This is a genomic window from Scandinavium tedordense (assembly GCF_024764965.1).
In the GTDB taxonomy this organism is placed as follows: Bacteria; Pseudomonadota; Gammaproteobacteria; order Enterobacterales; family Enterobacteriaceae; genus Scandinavium; species Scandinavium tedordense.
This window is the reverse complement of sequence record NZ_JALIGG010000049.1, coordinates 44,120-61,603: the sequence shown is the minus strand read 5'-3', so window position 1 is coordinate 61,603 and position 17,484 is coordinate 44,120. Positions and strand designations below refer to the sequence as shown.

17 protein-coding genes are annotated in these 17,484 nt (G+C 55.3%); 13 read left to right on the top strand and 4 right to left on the bottom strand.

Annotation, left to right across the window (positions count from 1 at the left end):
• Positions 1 to 42: 42 nt before the first annotated feature.
• Positions 43 to 1,416: a UDP-N-acetylmuramate:L-alanyl-gamma-D-glutamyl-meso-diaminopimelate ligase gene (gene mpl, locus MUU46_RS03660; RefSeq protein ID WP_258964794.1), complete on the top strand. Its 1,374-nt coding sequence runs from the start codon at positions 43 to 45 to the stop codon at positions 1,414 to 1,416.
• A gap of 79 nt (positions 1,417 to 1,495) precedes the next feature.
• Here the strand turns inward: mpl and yjgA are convergent, their stop codons facing one another.
• Positions 1,496 to 2,050 (bottom strand): ribosome biogenesis factor YjgA, encoded by a 555-nt coding sequence (yjgA, locus tag MUU46_RS03655; RefSeq protein WP_159759399.1) that lies wholly within the window; start codon positions 2,048 to 2,050, stop codon positions 1,496 to 1,498.
• Between the two features lie 290 nt (positions 2,051 to 2,340).
• Here yjgA and pmbA point away from each other — a divergent pair, with 290 nt between their 5' ends.
• The 12 genes from pmbA (at position 2,341) to MUU46_RS03595 (ending at position 13,278) form a co-directional block, all read left to right on the top strand.
• On the top strand, positions 2,341 to 3,693 hold the full coding sequence (gene pmbA / locus MUU46_RS03650) for a metalloprotease PmbA (RefSeq protein WP_258964793.1): 1,353 nt from the start codon (positions 2,341 to 2,343) through the stop codon (positions 3,691 to 3,693).
• Positions 3,694 to 3,759: 66 nt separating this feature from the next.
• On the top strand, positions 3,760 to 4,143 hold the full coding sequence (cybC, locus tag MUU46_RS03645; protein WP_159759395.1) for a cytochrome b562: 384 nt from the start codon (positions 3,760 to 3,762) through the stop codon (positions 4,141 to 4,143).
• A gap of 335 nt (positions 4,144 to 4,478) precedes the next feature.
• The gene (locus tag MUU46_RS03640; RefSeq protein WP_159759393.1) at positions 4,479 to 4,808 is read left to right on the top strand and encodes a glycine dehydrogenase; all 330 of its coding nucleotides are present in this window, start codon (positions 4,479 to 4,481) and stop codon (positions 4,806 to 4,808) included.
• Positions 4,809 to 4,819: 11 nt separating this feature from the next.
• Complete coding sequence (locus MUU46_RS03635) at positions 4,820 to 5,182, top strand: SFCGS family glycine-rich protein (RefSeq protein ID WP_159759391.1); 363 nt, start codon at positions 4,820 to 4,822, stop codon at positions 5,180 to 5,182.
• Positions 5,183 to 5,184: 2 nt separating this feature from the next.
• Positions 5,185 to 5,484, top strand: coding sequence for a DUF4312 family protein (locus MUU46_RS03630; RefSeq protein ID WP_159759389.1), 300 nt, complete (start codon positions 5,185 to 5,187; stop codon positions 5,482 to 5,484).
• A gap of 21 nt (positions 5,485 to 5,505) precedes the next feature.
• The gene (locus MUU46_RS03625) at positions 5,506 to 6,282 is read left to right on the top strand and encodes a DUF4311 domain-containing protein (RefSeq protein WP_159759387.1); all 777 of its coding nucleotides are present in this window, start codon (positions 5,506 to 5,508) and stop codon (positions 6,280 to 6,282) included.
• An 11-nt stretch (positions 6,283 to 6,293) separates the two neighbouring features.
• Entirely contained in the window at positions 6,294 to 6,938 is a 645-nt protein-coding gene (locus MUU46_RS03620; protein WP_159759385.1) for a DUF4310 family protein, read from the top strand.
• Positions 6,939 to 7,101: 163 nt separating this feature from the next.
• A complete protein-coding gene (locus MUU46_RS03615) occupies positions 7,102 to 8,235 on the top strand; it encodes an amidohydrolase/deacetylase family metallohydrolase (protein ID WP_159759383.1) in 1,134 nt (377 codons plus the stop codon).
• Positions 8,219 to 9,337 (top strand): DgaE family pyridoxal phosphate-dependent ammonia lyase, encoded by a 1,119-nt coding sequence (locus MUU46_RS03610; RefSeq protein ID WP_258964792.1) that lies wholly within the window; start codon positions 8,219 to 8,221, stop codon positions 9,335 to 9,337. Before MUU46_RS03615 ends, MUU46_RS03610 begins: the two co-directional genes overlap by 17 nt.
• Positions 9,334 to 10,074 (top strand): 2-dehydro-3-deoxy-phosphogluconate aldolase, encoded by a 741-nt coding sequence (gene dagF / locus MUU46_RS03605; RefSeq protein ID WP_159759379.1) that lies wholly within the window; start codon positions 9,334 to 9,336, stop codon positions 10,072 to 10,074. Before MUU46_RS03610 ends, dagF begins: the two co-directional genes overlap by 4 nt.
• A gap of 94 nt (positions 10,075 to 10,168) precedes the next feature.
• On the top strand, positions 10,169 to 11,320 hold the full coding sequence (locus tag MUU46_RS03600; RefSeq protein WP_258964791.1) for a lactonase family protein: 1,152 nt from the start codon (positions 10,169 to 10,171) through the stop codon (positions 11,318 to 11,320).
• Between the two features lie 47 nt (positions 11,321 to 11,367).
• Positions 11,368 to 13,278, top strand: coding sequence for a BglG family transcription antiterminator (locus tag MUU46_RS03595; RefSeq protein WP_258964790.1), 1,911 nt, complete (start codon positions 11,368 to 11,370; stop codon positions 13,276 to 13,278).
• A gap of 32 nt (positions 13,279 to 13,310) precedes the next feature.
• Here the strand turns inward: MUU46_RS03595 and nrdG are convergent, their stop codons facing one another.
• The 3 genes from nrdG to MUU46_RS03580 form a co-directional block, all read right to left on the bottom strand.
• Positions 13,311 to 13,775, bottom strand: coding sequence for an anaerobic ribonucleoside-triphosphate reductase-activating protein (gene nrdG, locus MUU46_RS03590; protein ID WP_159759373.1), 465 nt, complete (start codon positions 13,773 to 13,775; stop codon positions 13,311 to 13,313).
• A 208-nt stretch (positions 13,776 to 13,983) separates the two neighbouring features.
• The gene (nrdD, locus tag MUU46_RS03585; RefSeq protein WP_258964789.1) at positions 13,984 to 16,122 is read right to left on the bottom strand and encodes an anaerobic ribonucleoside-triphosphate reductase; all 2,139 of its coding nucleotides are present in this window, start codon (positions 16,120 to 16,122) and stop codon (positions 13,984 to 13,986) included.
• Positions 16,123 to 16,495: 373 nt separating this feature from the next.
• Entirely contained in the window at positions 16,496 to 17,239 is a 744-nt protein-coding gene (locus MUU46_RS03580; protein ID WP_258964788.1) for a MurR/RpiR family transcriptional regulator, read from the bottom strand.
• Positions 17,240 to 17,484 lie beyond the last annotated feature (245 nt).

The following is a 17,484-nucleotide window of genomic DNA, read 5'->3' as shown; positions in this document are numbered from 1 at the left end:
TGAGGGTAAAATACGCGGCTAATGAAAGAGGGATAATGACGTATGCGCATTCATATTTTGGGGATTTGTGGCACTTTTATGGGCGGGCTGGCGATGCTGGCACGTTCCCTGGGCCATGAAGTGACTGGTTCGGACGCCAATGTGTATCCACCGATGAGCACGCTGCTGGAAGAGCAGGGCATTGACCTGATTCAGGGCTATGACGCGAGCCAGCTAGAGCCTCAGCCGGATCTGGTCATCATTGGAAACGCCATGACCCGTGGCAATCCGTGCGTTGAAGCAGTGCTTGAGAAAAACATTCCGTACATGTCCGGCCCGCAGTGGCTGCATGACTTTGTACTGCGCGACCGCTGGGTCGTGGCCGTTGCGGGCACCCATGGCAAAACCACTACCGCCGGGATGGCGACGTGGATCCTCGAAGCCTGCGGCTACAAACCAGGTTTCGTGATCGGCGGCGTACCGGGCAACTTCGACGTATCCGCGCGTCTGGGCGACAGCCCGTTCTTCGTGATTGAAGCCGATGAATATGACTGCGCGTTCTTCGACAAGCGTTCCAAATTCGTGCATTACTGCCCGCGCACGCTGATCCTCAACAACCTTGAGTTCGATCACGCGGATATTTTTGACGATCTGAAAGCGATTCAGAAACAGTTCCATCACCTGGTGCGCATCGTACCGGGCCAGGGCCGTATTATCGTGCCGGAAAACGACATCAACCTGAAGCAAACGCTGGCGATGGGCTGCTGGAGCGAGCAGGAGCTGGTGGGTGAACAGGGTCACTGGCAGGCGAAGAAAATCACCCCCGATGCCGCCGAATGGGGAGTGTTCCTCGACGGTGAAAAAGTCGGTCAGGTGAAATGGGGTTTGGTGGGCGAGCACAACATGCACAATGGCCTGATGGCGATTGCTGCCGCGCGTCACGTAGGTGTGAAGCCTGCCGATGCGGCCGAGGCGCTGGGCTCGTTCGTCAACGCCCGTCGTCGTCTGGAACTGCGTGGCGAAGCCAACGGCGTCACCGTGTACGACGATTTCGCGCATCATCCGACCGCCATCCTCGCGACGCTGCAGGCGCTGCGTGGCAAAGTCGGCGGAACGGCGCGTATTCTCGCTGTGCTGGAGCCGCGTTCTAACACCATGAAAATGGGTATCTGCAAAGACGACCTTGCACCGTCTCTTGGCCGTGCCGATGAAGTGTTCCTGCTACAACCGCAGCATATTCCGTGGCAGGTCGCGGAAGTGGCGGAAGCCTGCATTCAGCCTGCACATTGCAGTGCTGACGTAGATACGCTGGTCGACATGATCGCGAAATCCGTGCAGCCGGGTGATCACATTCTGGTGATGAGCAACGGTGGTTTCGGTGGCATCCATCAGAAACTGCTGGATATGCTGGCTAAAAAAGCGGAAGCGGCAGAGTAATCAACACGCCCGGTGGTGCTTTGCTTACCGGGCCTACAACATCGTAGGCCGGATAAGCGCAGCGCCATCCGGTAACGACTTAGCCGGCGTTTTCGGTCAGTTCGCGCAGATACTGGAAAATCAGACGCGAAGATTTCGGCGGTTTGTTACCTTCTTTCTCTTTCTTCGCGTTACGGATAAGCGAACGTAGCTGCTGACGATCGGCATTCGGCCACAGACTCAGTACTTCCGCTACCGCGTCATCCCCTTCATCCACCAGACGATCGCGCAGTTGTTCCAGTTTGTGGAACAGAGCAACCTGCTGGTTGTGGCGGTTTTTCAGCTTGTCGAGTGCCTGACGGATTGGGTCTACGTCACGCTGACGCAGCATTTTTCCGATCAGCTGCATCTGACGGCGACGGCCTTCTTTCTTGATACGCTGTGCCAGTTCAACGGCGGCACGCAGGTCGTCATCGAGCGGGATTTTGTCCAGCGCGTTTTTACCCAGCTCTACGATTTCGGCCCCGAGATCTTTTAATTCCTCGGCGTCGCGTTTAATTTCACTTTTACTGACCCAGATGATTTCATTATCTTCATCGTCGATCTCGTTATCACCGGGCACGTCGTCGAGCCAGTCTTCGGGCTGCTTTGTCATCTCAGGCTCCTAAAAAAAGAGACACATGTTATCAGTTAAGGTGCGCACTGAAAAACGGTTCTACTCGTATACTTCAAGCTGCAAGTTCGTTGGCTACAGTTGCTCGCCCCGGTCACTTACTTGAGTAAGCTCCAGGGGGCTCACATCTTTGCCGCGTTATTCAGTCCATACGGACCTCACCCCCTACGAGGCCAGCGCAAGCGCTGTTCAATGCGCCATAGGCGTGTTGTCCTGCAACTCGAATTATTTCGAGTATTTCTGTTAGACTTCAATAAACTCCTTTCTACATTATGGCATTAGCGATGAAAGTAATCACACAGGTTGCAGAACAGCGTAAAGCACTGGAAAAAGCCGTCTCCACCGCCCTCGAACTGGCGGCAGGCAAGTCTGATAGTGCAGAGGTCGGAGTCAGTAAATCGACCGGGATCAGCGTCAGCACGCGCTACGGCGAAGTGGAGAACGTCGAATTTAACAGCGACGGCGCCCTGGGGATTACGGTTTACCATCAGAATCGCAAAGGCAGCGCGTCCACCACGGATTTAAGCCCGGACGCCGTCGCGCGTACCGTACAGGCCGCACTGGATATCGCACGTTATACCTCGCCGGACCCGTACGCTGGCGTGGCGGAAAAGGAGTTACTGGCCTTTGATGCGCCGGACCTCGACCTGTTCCATCCGGCAGAAGTGACGCCGGACGAAGCCATTGAACTGGCCGCGCGCGCTGAACAAGCGGCGTTGAAGGCAGATAAACGCATCACCAATACCGAAGGCGGCAGCTTCAACAGCCACTACGGCGTGAAAGTGTTCGGCAACAGCCACGGCATGCTGCAGAGCTATTGCTCCACCCGCCATTCACTGTCGAGCTGTGTTATCGCTGAAGAAAATGGCGACATGGAACGCGACTATGCGTACACCATTGGCCGCGCGATGGGCGACTTGCTTGACCCGGAATCGGTCGGTGCGGACTGCGCACAGCGCACACTGTCTCGCCTGTCGCCGCGTAAATTGTCGACCATGAAAGCACCCGTGATTTTTGCCAATGAAGTCGCAACCGGGCTATTTGGCCATCTGGTCGGCGCCATTGCTGGTGGCGCGGTATACCGTAAATCCACGTTCCTGCTGGACTCACTCGGACAGCAAATTCTGCCGGAATGGCTGACTATTGAAGAGCATCCGCACCTGCTGAAAGGCCTGGCATCGACACCTTTCGACAGCGAAGGCGTCGCGACCTCCCGTCGCGACATCATTAAAGACGGCATTCTGACGCAATGGCTGCTGACCAACTACTCTGCCCGCAAATTGGGGTTGAAAAGCACCGGTCATGCTGGCGGCATTCATAACTGGCGCATTCAGGGTCAGGGTTTGAGTTTTGAAAAGTTGCTTAAAGAGATGGGCACCGGTCTTGTCGTCACCGAATTGATGGGACAGGGTGTGAGTGGCGTAACGGGAGATTACTCTCGCGGAGCATCAGGCTTCTGGGTTGAAAACGGTGAGATCCAGTATCCGGTAAGTGAAATCACCATCGCCGGAAACCTGAAAGATATGTGGCGTAATATCGTGACCGTCGCCGACGATATCGAAACGCGTAGCAACATTCAGTGCGGTTCCGTACTGCTGCCGGAAATGAAAATCGCCGGCCAATAATAGTGTTCTCATGGTGGCGCGACCTGCCGCGCCACGCCTGTTAAATAATAATAAAGGAAGTGAGCAATGCGTAAGAAAGTACTGGCTTTATTGGCCGTCACGGCGCTGATGAGTGCTGCCCCGGCGTTTGCCGACCTGGGCGATGACATGGACACCCTGTCCGAAAACCTCAAAGTCGTGCAGAAAACCAATGATGCCGCGGCGATGAAAGACGCCCTCGGAAAAATGCGTACTGCGGCGCTCGATGCCCAGAAGCAAACGCCGCCGAAACTGGAAGACAAAGCGGCAGACAGCGCAGAAATGAAAGATTACCGCCACGGTTTTGATATTCTGATCGGCCAGATTGACAGCGCCACCAAATTTGCCAACGAAGGTAAAATAAAGGAAGCGCAAGGCGTGACGAAGGATCTGGCGGGAACCCGCAACACCTATCACCAGAAATACCGTTAATTTCGTATTCGTATAACGTTATCCTGCCGGGGAAATCCCTTTCCCTGGCAGATTCATTACCCAAATCCTTCCGCAACGTCATCGCAAAAGCTTATCGACATCACAGTTTCAAACGAAAGCCCGCAAATTTTTTCCACTTTCTCCTGCTCTCTTTTCAGCCGTTTCCCGTGATATTCATCACGCTTATCTAGCATTTAATCCGTATTCAGTGAAATTATGTGGGACAGATCACTCCCGCCTCTCCCCTTTCCACTTCGAAGTGGAAAACAACTCGCTACAAACCCAACACCGCTCACGTTAGTTTTAAGTCAGACGCAACAAACGGGGTCAGAAGAGTGAACAACGGAGCAGTCATTACCGACGTTGGGAGTCAGACAGAAGAGCTTGCGACACGCATGCTGAGTCAGGTTTACAGCCTGCTGAAGAGTCAAGGCATCATCCCTAACGCAGTCCAGGAGCAAATGCTGACATCTCATGTCCGCGCAATGGCACACCGGTCAATTACCGGCGAGCCGCTGCCAGAAGTAGAAGCCAGCCTGTTTGAAGAAATTTCACCCGATTCAATGTCGCTTGCCCGCGAAGTGGTAGCGCAGTTCGGCAACCTTCCGGATGAAGAAGCCTGGCTGTTGTCGGTGCACTTCGAAGTGGCGAAAGAAAACCTTTAAGGAGCAAAAACATGGAACAAATTACCGTAGTGATTGGCGATCGTCTGGGCAAAGGTCAGAAAGTTGCAGCAGGTGTGGAAAAGGCCGGTGGCCGTGCGGTAGTCGTGCCGGGCGTTGCTGCTGATATGAAACTGGGCGACGTGATGAAAGCAGAAAATGCCACCTTCGGCATCTCCTTCTGCGGCAGCGGTGGCGCAGGTGCGATTACCGCGCAGACCAAGCACGGTTACAAAGCAAAATACGGCATGCGCTCAGTGGATGAAGGCGTTACCGCAATTAACGAAGGCGCGAACGTACTGGGCTTCGGCTTTATGGATAAAGAAGAGTTGGGCGAGCGTTTGGTGCTAGCCTGGCAGAAGAAATACGGCGCATAAGCATGAAAGAACAATTCACCACAACGGTGAGGGTCAAGGGCAAAGGTGAGGCCAAATCACGCGCCTTCGCCGATGCTCTCAACCAGGTACAGGGTGCGGTGATGAAAGCGTCATCGCATATTTTACTGCGCATCGAACCACAGGACGTGGCGGTTGTTCATGCGCAGGAATCGGTCCGGAAAGAGGCATTTCTGTTTATCTTTCTGCGCCGGGAGCGACGCACGTTCAGCGTTGAGCTGGATGTCACCGTCAACGTGACAGCGTTAAATCTCGACAAAGTGGATTTCGTCACGACAACATAACCATTAGAAAAGGACAGACTCATGTTCCTGATTATTCTCTTTAAATCACTCATCATTGGCGGCCTGGTCGGCGTCGGTGTGGGTGCCGGAGCTGCACGCATGTTTCATGCGCCCACCACGCAAGGGATGGGTGCTTTTCGTACGTTGGGTGAGCTGAACTCCTGTGAAGGTGATCCGGCTTCCCACTTCTCCTTTGGTCTGGGCTTCTTCTTTAACGCCTGGGCATCCTCAGTGGCGGCGGGGGCCTTCACTCAGGACGTTGATCACCGCATCATCCCGAACTGGGGTGCCGCGGCACTGATGATCAAAAACCGCAACGTGGCGGAAACCCTGCACGACCCGAGAAAGATGGCGATTGCCTGCGGCGTGATTGGCATGATCGTGGTGGCATTCCTGAACTCTACCGCCTCGGCAGTACCGGAAGCGCTGCAGGTGACTGCGGTGAAAGTGCTGGTGCCTGCGGCCAACCTGCTGGTGAACATCATCATGCCTGTCATCTTCTGGCTGGCGGCGATTGATGCCGGTAAGAAATCCGGTTTCTGGGCGACCATTTTCGGCGGCGCAGCGCAGCTCATTATGGGTAACGCCGTACCGGGCCTGGTACTGGGTATCCTTATCGGTAAAGGCGTTGAAGAGAGCGGCTGGCATCGTGTCACCAAAGTGATGATGGGCGCGATTGTGGCTCTGTTTGTGCTGAGTGCCTTCTTCCGTGGCTTCGACATGAAGGTGATTGAATCCTTCCACATGACGGTGCCGAACTGGCTGGATCTGATTCACAACGCCATGAGCGGAAAATAAGGGGATAACGCATGGAACAGAATAAAGGTTTTTGGTACGCGGACTGGTCATTCCCGATCTTTGTCGGCCTGCTGTCCGCTGGCGTATTCGCCGGGACACACATGTATTACCTGTACGGCATTGGCGCATTTAACGAAGTGGCTTTCGTCGCGATGCTGAAATCGGGTATCGACACCGGTGCATACGGTGCGGTTGCCGCGTTTGGCGCAAGCTTCCTGTTCGCCCGTATCATTGAAGGCTCGCTGGTAGGGATTCTGGATATCGGCGGTGCCATCCAGACCGGTATTGGTCTTGGGGTTCCGGCACTGTTACTGGGCGCAGGCATTGTTTTCCCGGTAGCTAACTTTGCGGCTTCGCTGGCGACCGGTCTGATTCTGGGCTTGGCGGTAGGCTACATCATTATCCTGGCGCGTAAGTTCACCATCAATCAGAGCGACTCCACCTACGGTGCCGACGTGATGATGGGCGCGGGTAACGCCTCTGGCCGCTTCCTCGGTCCTTTGATTATCCTCAGCGCGATGACCGCCTCCATTCCTATCGGAATCGGTTCTCTGGTTGGCGCGTTACTGTTCTACATCTGGCAAAAGCCGATCACCGGCGGGGCTATCCTCGGTGCGATGATCCTCGGGTCTATCTTCCCGGTGGCTATCGGTTAAAAACCTACCCCATTAGGGCTATTTTGCTTGCCATTTTGAACCAGGGCAGTGCTCGAAATCCTCACGTACCACGTGTACGCTCCGGTTTCTCCGCGCTGTCCGTATTCAAACTGTCTACGCCAGTAACGCCTACTGGGATAGGTTATGTATGAAGGAGAAAGCGATGTTTGATTTACTGCTTAAGCGCGCACGACTGGTTAACGATACGGTAACGGATATCGCCATCAAAGATGGCAAGATTGCAGCGCTGGGCGAGATTAACGGTGAGGCGACGAAAGTTGTCTCTCTCAACGGCGAGCACTACGTCAGCGCTGGCTGGATTGATTTACACGTTCACTGCTACCCGAAATCGCCCATTTATAACGACGAGCCGGACAGCGTGGGCGTGGCGACAGGCGTCACCACTGTCATCGACGCAGGCAGTACCGGGGCAGACGATGTCGATACCTTCCACGAACTGACCCGCGCCTGTGCTACCGACGTGTATGCGCTGCTGAACATCTCTCGCGTGGGTCTTATCGCGCAGAATGAATTAGCCAACATGGCGAACATTGATGCTGACGCCGCGACGGCCGCCATCAAGCGCCACCCGAATTTCATCGTCGGCCTGAAGGCGCGCATGAGTAGCAGCGTGGTCGGTGAAAATGGCATCACGCCGCTGGAAAAAGCGAAAGAAATTCAGAATGCTAACGGCGATCTGCCGCTGATGGTGCATATCGGCAATAACCCGCCGAACCTCGATGAAATCACCGAGCTGCTGACCTCCGGCGACATCATTACCCACTGCTACAACGGCAAACCGAACCGCATTCTGACTCCGTCGGGTGAGCTGCGTGCCTCGGTTTCCGGCGCCCTGAAACGTGGCATCAAGCTGGATGTGGGCCACGGCACCGCCAGCTTCAGTTTTGACGTTGCCAAACAGGCGATTGCGATGGGCATTTTGCCGCACACCATTAGCTCTGACATTTACTGTCGCAACCGCATCAACGGGCCGGTGCATTCCCTGGCGCGTGTGATGGCGAAATTCCTCGCCATCGGGATGTCGCTGCCGCAGGTGATCGACTGTGTGACCGCCAATGCCGCCGAGGCAATTCGCCTGAAGAATAAAGGCCAGCTGGCTGTAGGCTTCGACGCCGACCTCACCCTATTCACCCTGAAACGCCAGCCGGTCACGCTGGTGGATGCTGAAAACAACGCCCTGCAGGCGGACCAGGATCTGGTGCCGCTGGCCGCAATCCGTGCAGGCAAGGGCTATCTGACCGAACAAGGGAGTGCAGAACATGTCTTCGATTTATGAGAAATACCAGCTTAAACAAGTGATTAACGCCTCTGGCCGTATGACTGCGCTCGGTGTGTCGACCCCGCGCCCGGAAGTGGTTGAGGCGGTCCTGACCGGTATGAATCACTACTTCGAAATGAAAGACCTGGTGAACAAAACCGGCGAATACATCGCGAAACTACTGGACGTAGAAGGCGCAACGGTTGTTTCCTGCGCCTCCGCAGGCATCGCGCAGTCCATCGCCGGTGTGCTGGTGAAAGACAGTGACTGGCTGCTGGAAAACCTGCACAACACGCCGGTTGAGAATAACGAAATCGTTCTGCCGCGCGGACACAACGTCAACTTTGGCGCACCGGTCAGCACCATGATCGCGCTTGGCGGCGGCAAAATGGTGGAAGCGGGCTACGCCAACGAGTGTTCCGCCGATCAGCTGGCGGCGGCGATCACGCCACGTACCGCGGCAATCCTCTATATCAAGTCTCACCACTGCGTACAGAAAAGTATGCTCAGCGTAGAGCAGGCGGTCGTGGTGGCGCGTAAACACAATCTGCCGCTGATTGTGGATGCTGCCGCAGAAGAAGATTTGCAGTGTTACTACCGTGCGGGCGCTGACCTCGTGATTTACAGCGGCGCAAAAGCGATTGAAGGGCCGACCAGCGGCCTGGTTATCGGTAAAACGCAGTACGTCGAGTGGGTCAAACGCCAGACGGCGGGCATTGGCCGTGCGATGAAAGTGGGTAAAGAAGGTATTCTCGGCCTGACCTGCGCTATCGAACATTACCTGACGGCGGAAAAAGAGAGCGGCGCACAGATGGTGGAAAAAATGACGCCATTTATCGCCGCGCTCAATGCCCTGAACGGCGTGACATCTCGCGTAGTGTGGGATGCTGCGGGTCGTGATATCGCCCGTACCGAAATCAAGTTTGATGAAGCCGTCACCCGCATCGCCACTGGCGAACTGGTGGCCGAGCTGAAAAAAGGCGAATACGCCATCTACTTCCGTGGCTACAAGGCCAATGAAGGCATTATTGAAGCTGATGTGCGCAGTGTGAATGCACAGCAGTTGGAGATTGTCGCAAGCCGTATTGCAGAAGTGCTGAACAAGGAAAAAAACGCATGAAACTGACCCCGAATTTTTACCGTGACCGTGTCTGTCTGAATGTCCTCGCCGGGTCGAAAGCGAATGCCAGCGAAGTGTATGAGGCCGCAGAAGGCCATGTGCTGGTCGGCGTGCTCTCCAAAAATTATCCGGACGTCGCGACCGCGGTCGCCGATATGCGTGAATACGCGGCGCTGATTGATAATGCGCTGTCCGTTGGCCTGGGTGCCGGTGATCCGAACCAGTCCGACATGGTTAGCCAGATTTCCCGTGAAGTGCAGCCGCAGCACGTGAACCAGGTGTTCACTGGCGTGGCAACCAGCCGTGCGCTGCTTGGGCAGAACGAAACCGTGGTTAACGGCCTGGTGTCTCCAACCGGCACGCCGGGTATGGTCAAGATATCCACCGGTCCCTTAAGCAGCAAAGAGCAGGACGGCATTGTGCCGGTCGATACCGCGATTGCGCTGCTGAAAGATATGGGCTGTAGCTCCATCAAATACTTCCCGATGGGGGGTCTGAAGTGTCGTGACGAATATCAGGTTGTCGCCGAAGCCTGCGCCCGTCACGATTTCTGGCTGGAGCCGACCGGCGGTATCGATCTGGAAAACTACAGCGAAATCCTTAAGATCGCTCTCGATGCGGGCGTGAAAAAGGTGATCCCACACATTTACAGTTCGATTATCGACAAAGACAGCGGCAACACCCGCCCGGCGGATGTGCGCACGCTGCTGGAGATGACGAAAAAACTGGTAGGGTAATTTATCCCCTCTCCCTAACCCTCTCCCTGTGGGAGAGGGGCGGGGAGAGGGCATCAAACCGCACCACTCATCAACTGACCGTCAAGGAGTTCCCATGCTGTCCGCACGCCATCTGCTTGTCGCTTCATTCTCACTGCTCGCCACCGCTGCCAACGCACAGACACAGTTCGCCTGGGTCGGCACCTACAACCCAAATGGCGAAGGCCTGTACCGTTTCGCGGTCGATCCTTCCACTGGCGAACTTCACGACAAAACCCTGGTCAGCTCGCTGCCTAACGCTGCGCAGCTGACCGTCTCTCACGACGGCAAAACGCTGTATGCCGCCAGTGAAGCGGAAAAGGGCGTGGTGCAGGCCTGGAAAGTGGCTGCCGACGGCAGTCTGACGGAGCTGAATCAGGTGTCTTCCGGTGGTGCGGGCCCGGTCTATCTATCCCTGACGCCAAATGGTCGCCACTTGCTGATAGCCAACTACGTCAGCGGCACGATCGCGGTATTGCCGGTGAAAAAGGACGGTAGCCTCGGTGAGGCCACGGATACGCATCAGGATGAAGGCCCGGCGGGCGCGAGCAAACCAGAAGCCGCCGTTGAAGGAAGCTTTGCCGCCAGTGATCACAACGGACCGCACGCGCACATGATCGCCGCCGATCCGCTGGGAAAATACGTTTTCTCAACCGATCTGGGTCTCGACCGGATCTACCAGTATCAGCTGGATGATGCTACCGGCAAACTGACGCCAAACACGCCGCCGTTTATTGCTGCGTCTTCCAAAGGTGCTGGTCCGCGTCACTTTGTCTTCACGCCGAAGGGGGATGGGCTATGGTTAATCAACGAAGAAGCCTCGACGCTGACGCATTATCGTCTCGATTCGGCGAAGGGCACGCTGACCGAAGGCAAAACCGTCTCATCGCTGCCCAAAGACTATAAAGGCACCAATTTTGCTGCTGGTTTGACGTTGAGTCACGATGGGAAACAGTTATATGTCGCCAATCGTTTGCATAACAGCGTCGCACACTTTACGGTATCCGCCGACGGTGAGCTCATTCATCAGGATGATGTGTGGACGCGTGGAGATTACCCGCGCACCGTCACGCTGGACCCGAAAGGCCAGTGGCTATACGTCATGAACCAGCGCAGTGACAACATCACTCGCTTTAAGGTCGCCCCGCACACCGGAAAATTGACCTTCGAGCCTGGCTACACCGCGGTAGGTAGCCCATCGCAAATGGTGATATCACCCAAAAATTAAGCTGGACGTCGGGCGGTAATCGCCCGTTTTGAAAAGAGGACACCCGAGTGCGATTTCCGAACCAACGCTTAGCACAACTGTTTGATATGTTGCAAAACGAAACGCTGCCGCAGGACGAGCTCGCCCAGCGGTTATCCGTTTCTACGCGTACGGTTCGGGCAGATATCACCGCGCTCAATGCCCTGCTAATTCATCACGGCGCGCAGTTTGTGCTTAGCCGGGGTAATGGTTATCAGCTGCGTGTGGATGACCCGACGCTGTTCCAGTCTTTGCAAGATTCCCGCCCACGCCTGTTGCGTATTCCGCGAACCGGTAGCGAGCGGGTGCATTATTTAATGGTTCGTTTTCTGACGTCAGCCTTTTCTCTGAAGCTGGAAGATTTGGCCGATGAATGGTTTGTCAGCCGCGCCACCTTGCAGGGCGATATGGCTGAAGTGCGTGAATGGCTGGCGCGTTATCAGCTGACGCTGGAAACTCGCCCGCGCCATGGCGTGAAGCTGTTCGGCAGCGAAATGACCATCCGCGCCTGCCTGACAGACCTGTTGTGGCAACTGGCGCAGCAGGACAGTACCAACCCGCTGCTGACCCAGGAAGCGCTCAATGCGGGCGTGCCTGAGCAGCTGACATCCGTACTGCAAGACGCGTTTAGCCGCTGGCACATTCGCCTCACCGACGAAGGTGAGCTGTTCGTGCGGCTGTATTGTTCGGTGGCGGTGCGTCGTGTCAGCGAGGGGTATCCGCTGCCAGAATTTAGCGCCGATGATGTCGATGACGCGGTGCGCAATGCGGCCCATGATATCGCCGTCGCGATTCAACAGCTGGCGGGCAAAACCCTGGCCCCTTCGGAAGAGAACTGGCTGCGAGTGCATATTGCGGCGCGCCAGGTGCAGGACATCTCCCCGAGCCAGATTAACGCCGACGACGATGAAGCGCTGGTGAACTACATTCTGCAGTACATCAACAGTCACTATAACTACAACATGCTCAGTGATGAGCAGCTGCACGCGGACCTGCTGACCCACATCAAGACCATGATCACCCGCGTGCGCTACCAGATTATGATCCCCAATCCGCTGCTCGATAACATCAAACAGCACTATCCGATGGCCTGGGATATGACCCTGGCGGCGGTGTCCGGCTGGAGTAAATACACGCCGTGGACCATCAGTGAAAATGAAATTGGTTTCCTGGTGCTGCATATTGGCGTGGGGCTTGAGCGTCATTACAACATCGGTTATCAGCGTCAGCCGCGCGTGCTGCTGGTGTGCGATGCGGGCAACGCGATGGTGCGGATGATTGAAGCGGTACTGCAGCGCAAGTATCCGCAGCTGGTGATGACCGAAACCATCACCCTGCGCGATTACGAACAGCGGGATGGCATCAGCGAAGACTTCGTGGTCTCGACGGTGCGCATTACCGAGAAAGACAAGCCGGTGGTGGTGATGTCGCCGTTCCCAACGGATTATCAGCTGGAGCAAATCGGCAAGCTGGTGCTGGTGGACCGAACCCGTCCGTGGATGCTGGAGAAGTTCTTTGATGCTCGCCATTTCCGCATCATTAACGAGCCGGTCGATCAGCAAATGCTGCTGGCTGAACTGTGCAATCAGTTAAGTGATGAAGGGTTTGTTGATGACGATTTTGTTGAGTCGGTCATTGAACGTGAGGCGATTGTCAGCACCATGCTCGGGGATGGCATTGCTTTGCCACACGCATTGGGCTTAATGGCCAAGAAAACGGTGGTGTACACGGTGCTGGCCCCGAAGGGAATTGCCTGGGGTGATGAAACCGCGCAGGTGATTTTCCTGCTCGCCATCAGTAAAAGCGAATACGAAGAGGCGATGGCGATTTACGATATTTTTGTCACTTTCCTGCGTGAACGCGCCATGGCCCGACTCTGTATCTGCAAAAACTTCAGTGAGTTTAAAACCGTGGCGATGGAGTGCGTGAGCCGGTTCTGATACAAAAAAGCGGAGCCAGAGCTCCGCTTTTTCTAACGCAGGTGATGAACCACCTGATTGCTGCTGCCGCGCCAGATAAGCGCCGGATCTTTCAGGTCCTGCACAAACTTGCCATCGACCAGCACGTTAATGAGATTGACCACTTCGAGCTGTTCCGTGTTTAGTTCATCGAGCTTGTAGCCAGTCCACACCCAGATATCTTTCCCCGGGCATTCCGTGTGAATGCGCTTCACCAGCCGCAGAATTTCCGCCACGTTTTGCGGATGCAGCGGATCGCCGCCTGAGAGCGAGATCCCCTGGCGTTTGATGCGCGTATCGTTGAGGTCAGCGATGATGCGGTCTGCCGTCTCATCGGTAAACGGCAGGCCGGAATTCAGCCGCCAGGTGCTTTTGTTATAGCACCCAGGGCATTCATGGACGCACCCGGAGACGAATAGCGTACAGCGCGTACCGGGGCCGTTGATGATGTCGACAGGATAATACTGGTGGTAATTCATTTTTCGCTTCTCACTGAATGCCATAACCGCGTTGGCTTCGCTCGCTCACCCGGGTCACTTACTTGAGTAAGCTCTCCGGAATTCTCTCGTTTGCCGCCTTGTTCTGACATCCATTGCTTTGCGAAAACGGAGCGATATGTGAAGCCGCAGGTAAGGCTTTTTACTCCCTCTCCCTGAGGGAGAGGGAGTAACGTGGCTGAATGCCGACTTAACCCAGCTGCCCATTCCCCAAATGCTTCACGCGGCGCTTCACTTCTTCCTGCTTCCCGGCGTTGAACGGACGTGCGTCCGGGCTGCCGAGATAGCCGCACACGCGGCGAGTCACTGATACGCGCGCGGCGTCATGGTTGCCACATTTCGGGCAGGTGAAGCCTTTGCTGGTGCATTCGAACTCACCGGTAAAGCCGCACTCGTAGCATTCGTCGATCGGCGTGTTAGTTCCGTAATACGGCACGTGCTGGTAGCTGTAATCCCATACGTCTTCCAGCGCTTTCAGGTTGTGCTGAATGTTCGGGTATTCGCCATAGCAAATGAAACCGCCGTTAGCGATTGGCGGATAGGCCGCTTCGAAATCAAGCTTGTCGTACGGGTTCACTTTTTTCTCCACGTCGAGGTGGAAGCTGTTGGTGTAATACCCTTTGTCGGTCACGCCATCGACCAGGCCAAACTCGGCGGTGTCGAGACGGCAGAAGCGGTCGCACAGGTTTTCGCTCGGCGTGCTGTACAGGCTGAATCCGTAGCCGGTCTCGTCTTTCCACTGGTCCACGGCGTCACGCAGACGCTGCACAATGGCCACGCCTTTTTCGCGCAGCGCGTCACTGTCATACATGTGCGAATCGCCAAACAGCGCGTTAATGGTTTCGTGAATGCCGATATAACCCAGAGAAATGGACGCGCGCCCGTCTTTGAAAATTTCCGACACATCGTCGTCTGCTTTCAGACGCACGCCGCAGGCACCTTCCATATACAGGATTGGGGCCACGCGCGCTTTCACGCCTTCCAGACGGGCGATGCGCGTCATCAGCGCCTTACGGGAGAGCTGTAAACGTTCGTCCAGTAATGTCCAGAACGCCGCTTCGTCGCCTTTGGCTTCCAACGCAATGCGCGGCAGGTTGAGGCTGATAACGCCGATGTTATTGCGGCCTTCGTGGATTTGCTCGCCGTTTTCGTTTTCCCACACGCCGAGGAAGCTGCGACAACCCATTGGGGTTTTGAATGAACCGGTGACTTTCACCACCTGGTCGTAGTTCAGGATGTCCGGGTACATACGCTTGCTCGCGCACTCCAGCGCCAGCTGCTTGATGTCGTAGTTAGCGTCACCGGCTTTGTGGTTCAGACCATCGCGAATTGCAAACACCAGTTTCGGGAACACCGCGGTTTTGCGGTTTTTGCCCAGACCGGCAATACGATTACGCAGGATCGACTGCTGGATCATGCGTGATTCCCAGCTGGTGCCCAGGCCAAAGCCAAAGGTCACGAACGGCGTCTGTCCATTGGCGGTGTGCAGCGTATTCACTTCATATTCAAGTGACTGGAACGCGTCGTAGCACTCTTTCTCGGTGCGAGAATGGGCGTAACCGTCGGCGTCCGGGATCTGCCACTCTTCTGCGGTTTGGCGGTGTTTCTCAAAGCTTGCGCTCACGAACGGAGCCAGCACTTCATCAATACGGTTGATGGTGGTGCCGCCGTAAATGTGGCTCGCAACCTGCGCGATAATCTGTGCGGTGACGGCAGTGGCCGTTGAGATGGATTTTGGCGGCTCAATCTCCGCGTTACCCATCTTAAAGCCCTGAGTCAGCATACCTTTGAGGTCGATCAGCATGCAGTTGAACATCGGGAAGAACGGCGAGTAATCGAGATCGTGATAATGAATTTCACCGCGCTCATGCGCCTGTACCACGTCGTAGGGCAGCAGATGCTGGCGTGCATAGTGTTTGGCCACGATGCCCGCTAGCAGGTCGCGCTGGGTCGGGATCACTTTGCTGTCTTTATTGGCATTTTCGTTGAGCAACGCGGAGTTAGTCTGGTCAACCAGACCGCGAATTTCCTGATTCAGGCGGCCACGCTTTTCGCGTTGAACGTCACGGTCGTGACGGTATTCAATGTAAGCGCGTGCCAGCTGTTTGTGCGGGCCAGACATCAGCTGATTTTCGACTGCGGTCTGAATGTCGTTGATATCAACGTGGTCACGGTCCTGCATCTGGGTACTAACGACTTCTGCGACGGTGGCGCAATAGTCTGCGTCATCGACTCCCGCTGCTTTGGCCGCACGCAGGATAGCTTCCTGGATGCGTGCTGAGTTGAAAGGCGCTTTACAGCCGTCTCGTTTCATCACATGCGGTGTCATGATCACTCCATAATTATAAGAACAGGTTATCCACAGAGGGGGAATGCGCACCTGAGACGCCAATGGGCTTATACGCCAATAACTTCCTCAGGTTCCGGCCCTTTTTATCCACAAATCTCATCACCCGAGTCCTTGGGGGATTGGTGTGAGAATAGGCGATTAATACAATATGTAGGGCCGGGGTGCATTCTAAGTTCTATATATAGTGATATGCATCAAACATGTTTACGATTTTTTTGATTCAGAACAAAGTAAAAACGGGACAGCACAGCAGATGGGCAACGCGGCTTAAAATGAAATTTATGATAGTTTGAGCTGTGTAAAAAACCAGCGAAATCAGTTGGTCACCGTGCAGCCAATGTTGTGAAAAAGATCACGCGATAAGAGTGTCGTTCAGCAAGTCGACAAGCATCAGCAAAGCGTAACGCGCAGCCTGGGCCGAAGGGGCCAGCGGCAGCACTTCTGCGGCCATGTTGCTTAGTGCGTGGGTATCCGGAGTGAGGGCAAAGATGGTCGCGCCCTGCATTCTGGCTTGCAGTGTGGCGCTTTGCAGCAGGTTATCCGCCGGGCCGGTGGCTAACACCAGCAGAACGTGATCGTCGCTGAGGGTGCTGGCAATCATGCGCATCAGGTTACCGTCCTGGCACAGATTGATGGCGATGCCGAGCGGCAGCAGCTGGTGTTGCAGCAGGGTTGCGAGCGGGATGTCCTGCTCGCCGAGGGCAAAACAGTGAACGGCGCGGGCCGTTTGCAGCCGCGCTTTCAGCTTTTCCACCGCGCTTTCGCTGGTGTGCTGCAGTTGGTGGGTCAGGGTCAGATTGACGGTATCAAAGCGGTCGCGCCAGCTGGAGGGCAGGGCGGCGCTGTTGCCTGACACCCAGGTTGAGCGGCGTTCGCTGGCCTGAGCGAGTTGTTTACGCAGGTCGCGAATATCGTCGCAGCCCACAGAACGGGCAAAACGGGTGATGGTCGCCGGACTGACCCCCGCTTTCGCCGCCAGTTCGTCAATCGAAGCGCTGGCGGTAAAGCTCATGTTTTCCAGAATAAATGCCGCTACCCGGGATTCCTGGGTGCTGAAACGGCTCATCCCATCCTTCAGTTGCCCAACGATATCCATCCGGTTCTGTCCTTTGCGCGAAGTCACGATTTGAAAATATTTTTCACTTATTGATAACTCACTTTATACCATTAATTCCCAATGACGCCTACGTTTTCGCTTGATCTTCCCGCTGCCCAGGCGCAAATAATGGCTGAAAATTATGCATTGATCACATCCATGAAAATAAATTTCATATAGCCTTCACCATTACATTATCTTAACAACATAGTCATATCCATCCAGATTAACCGGATGAATCACCG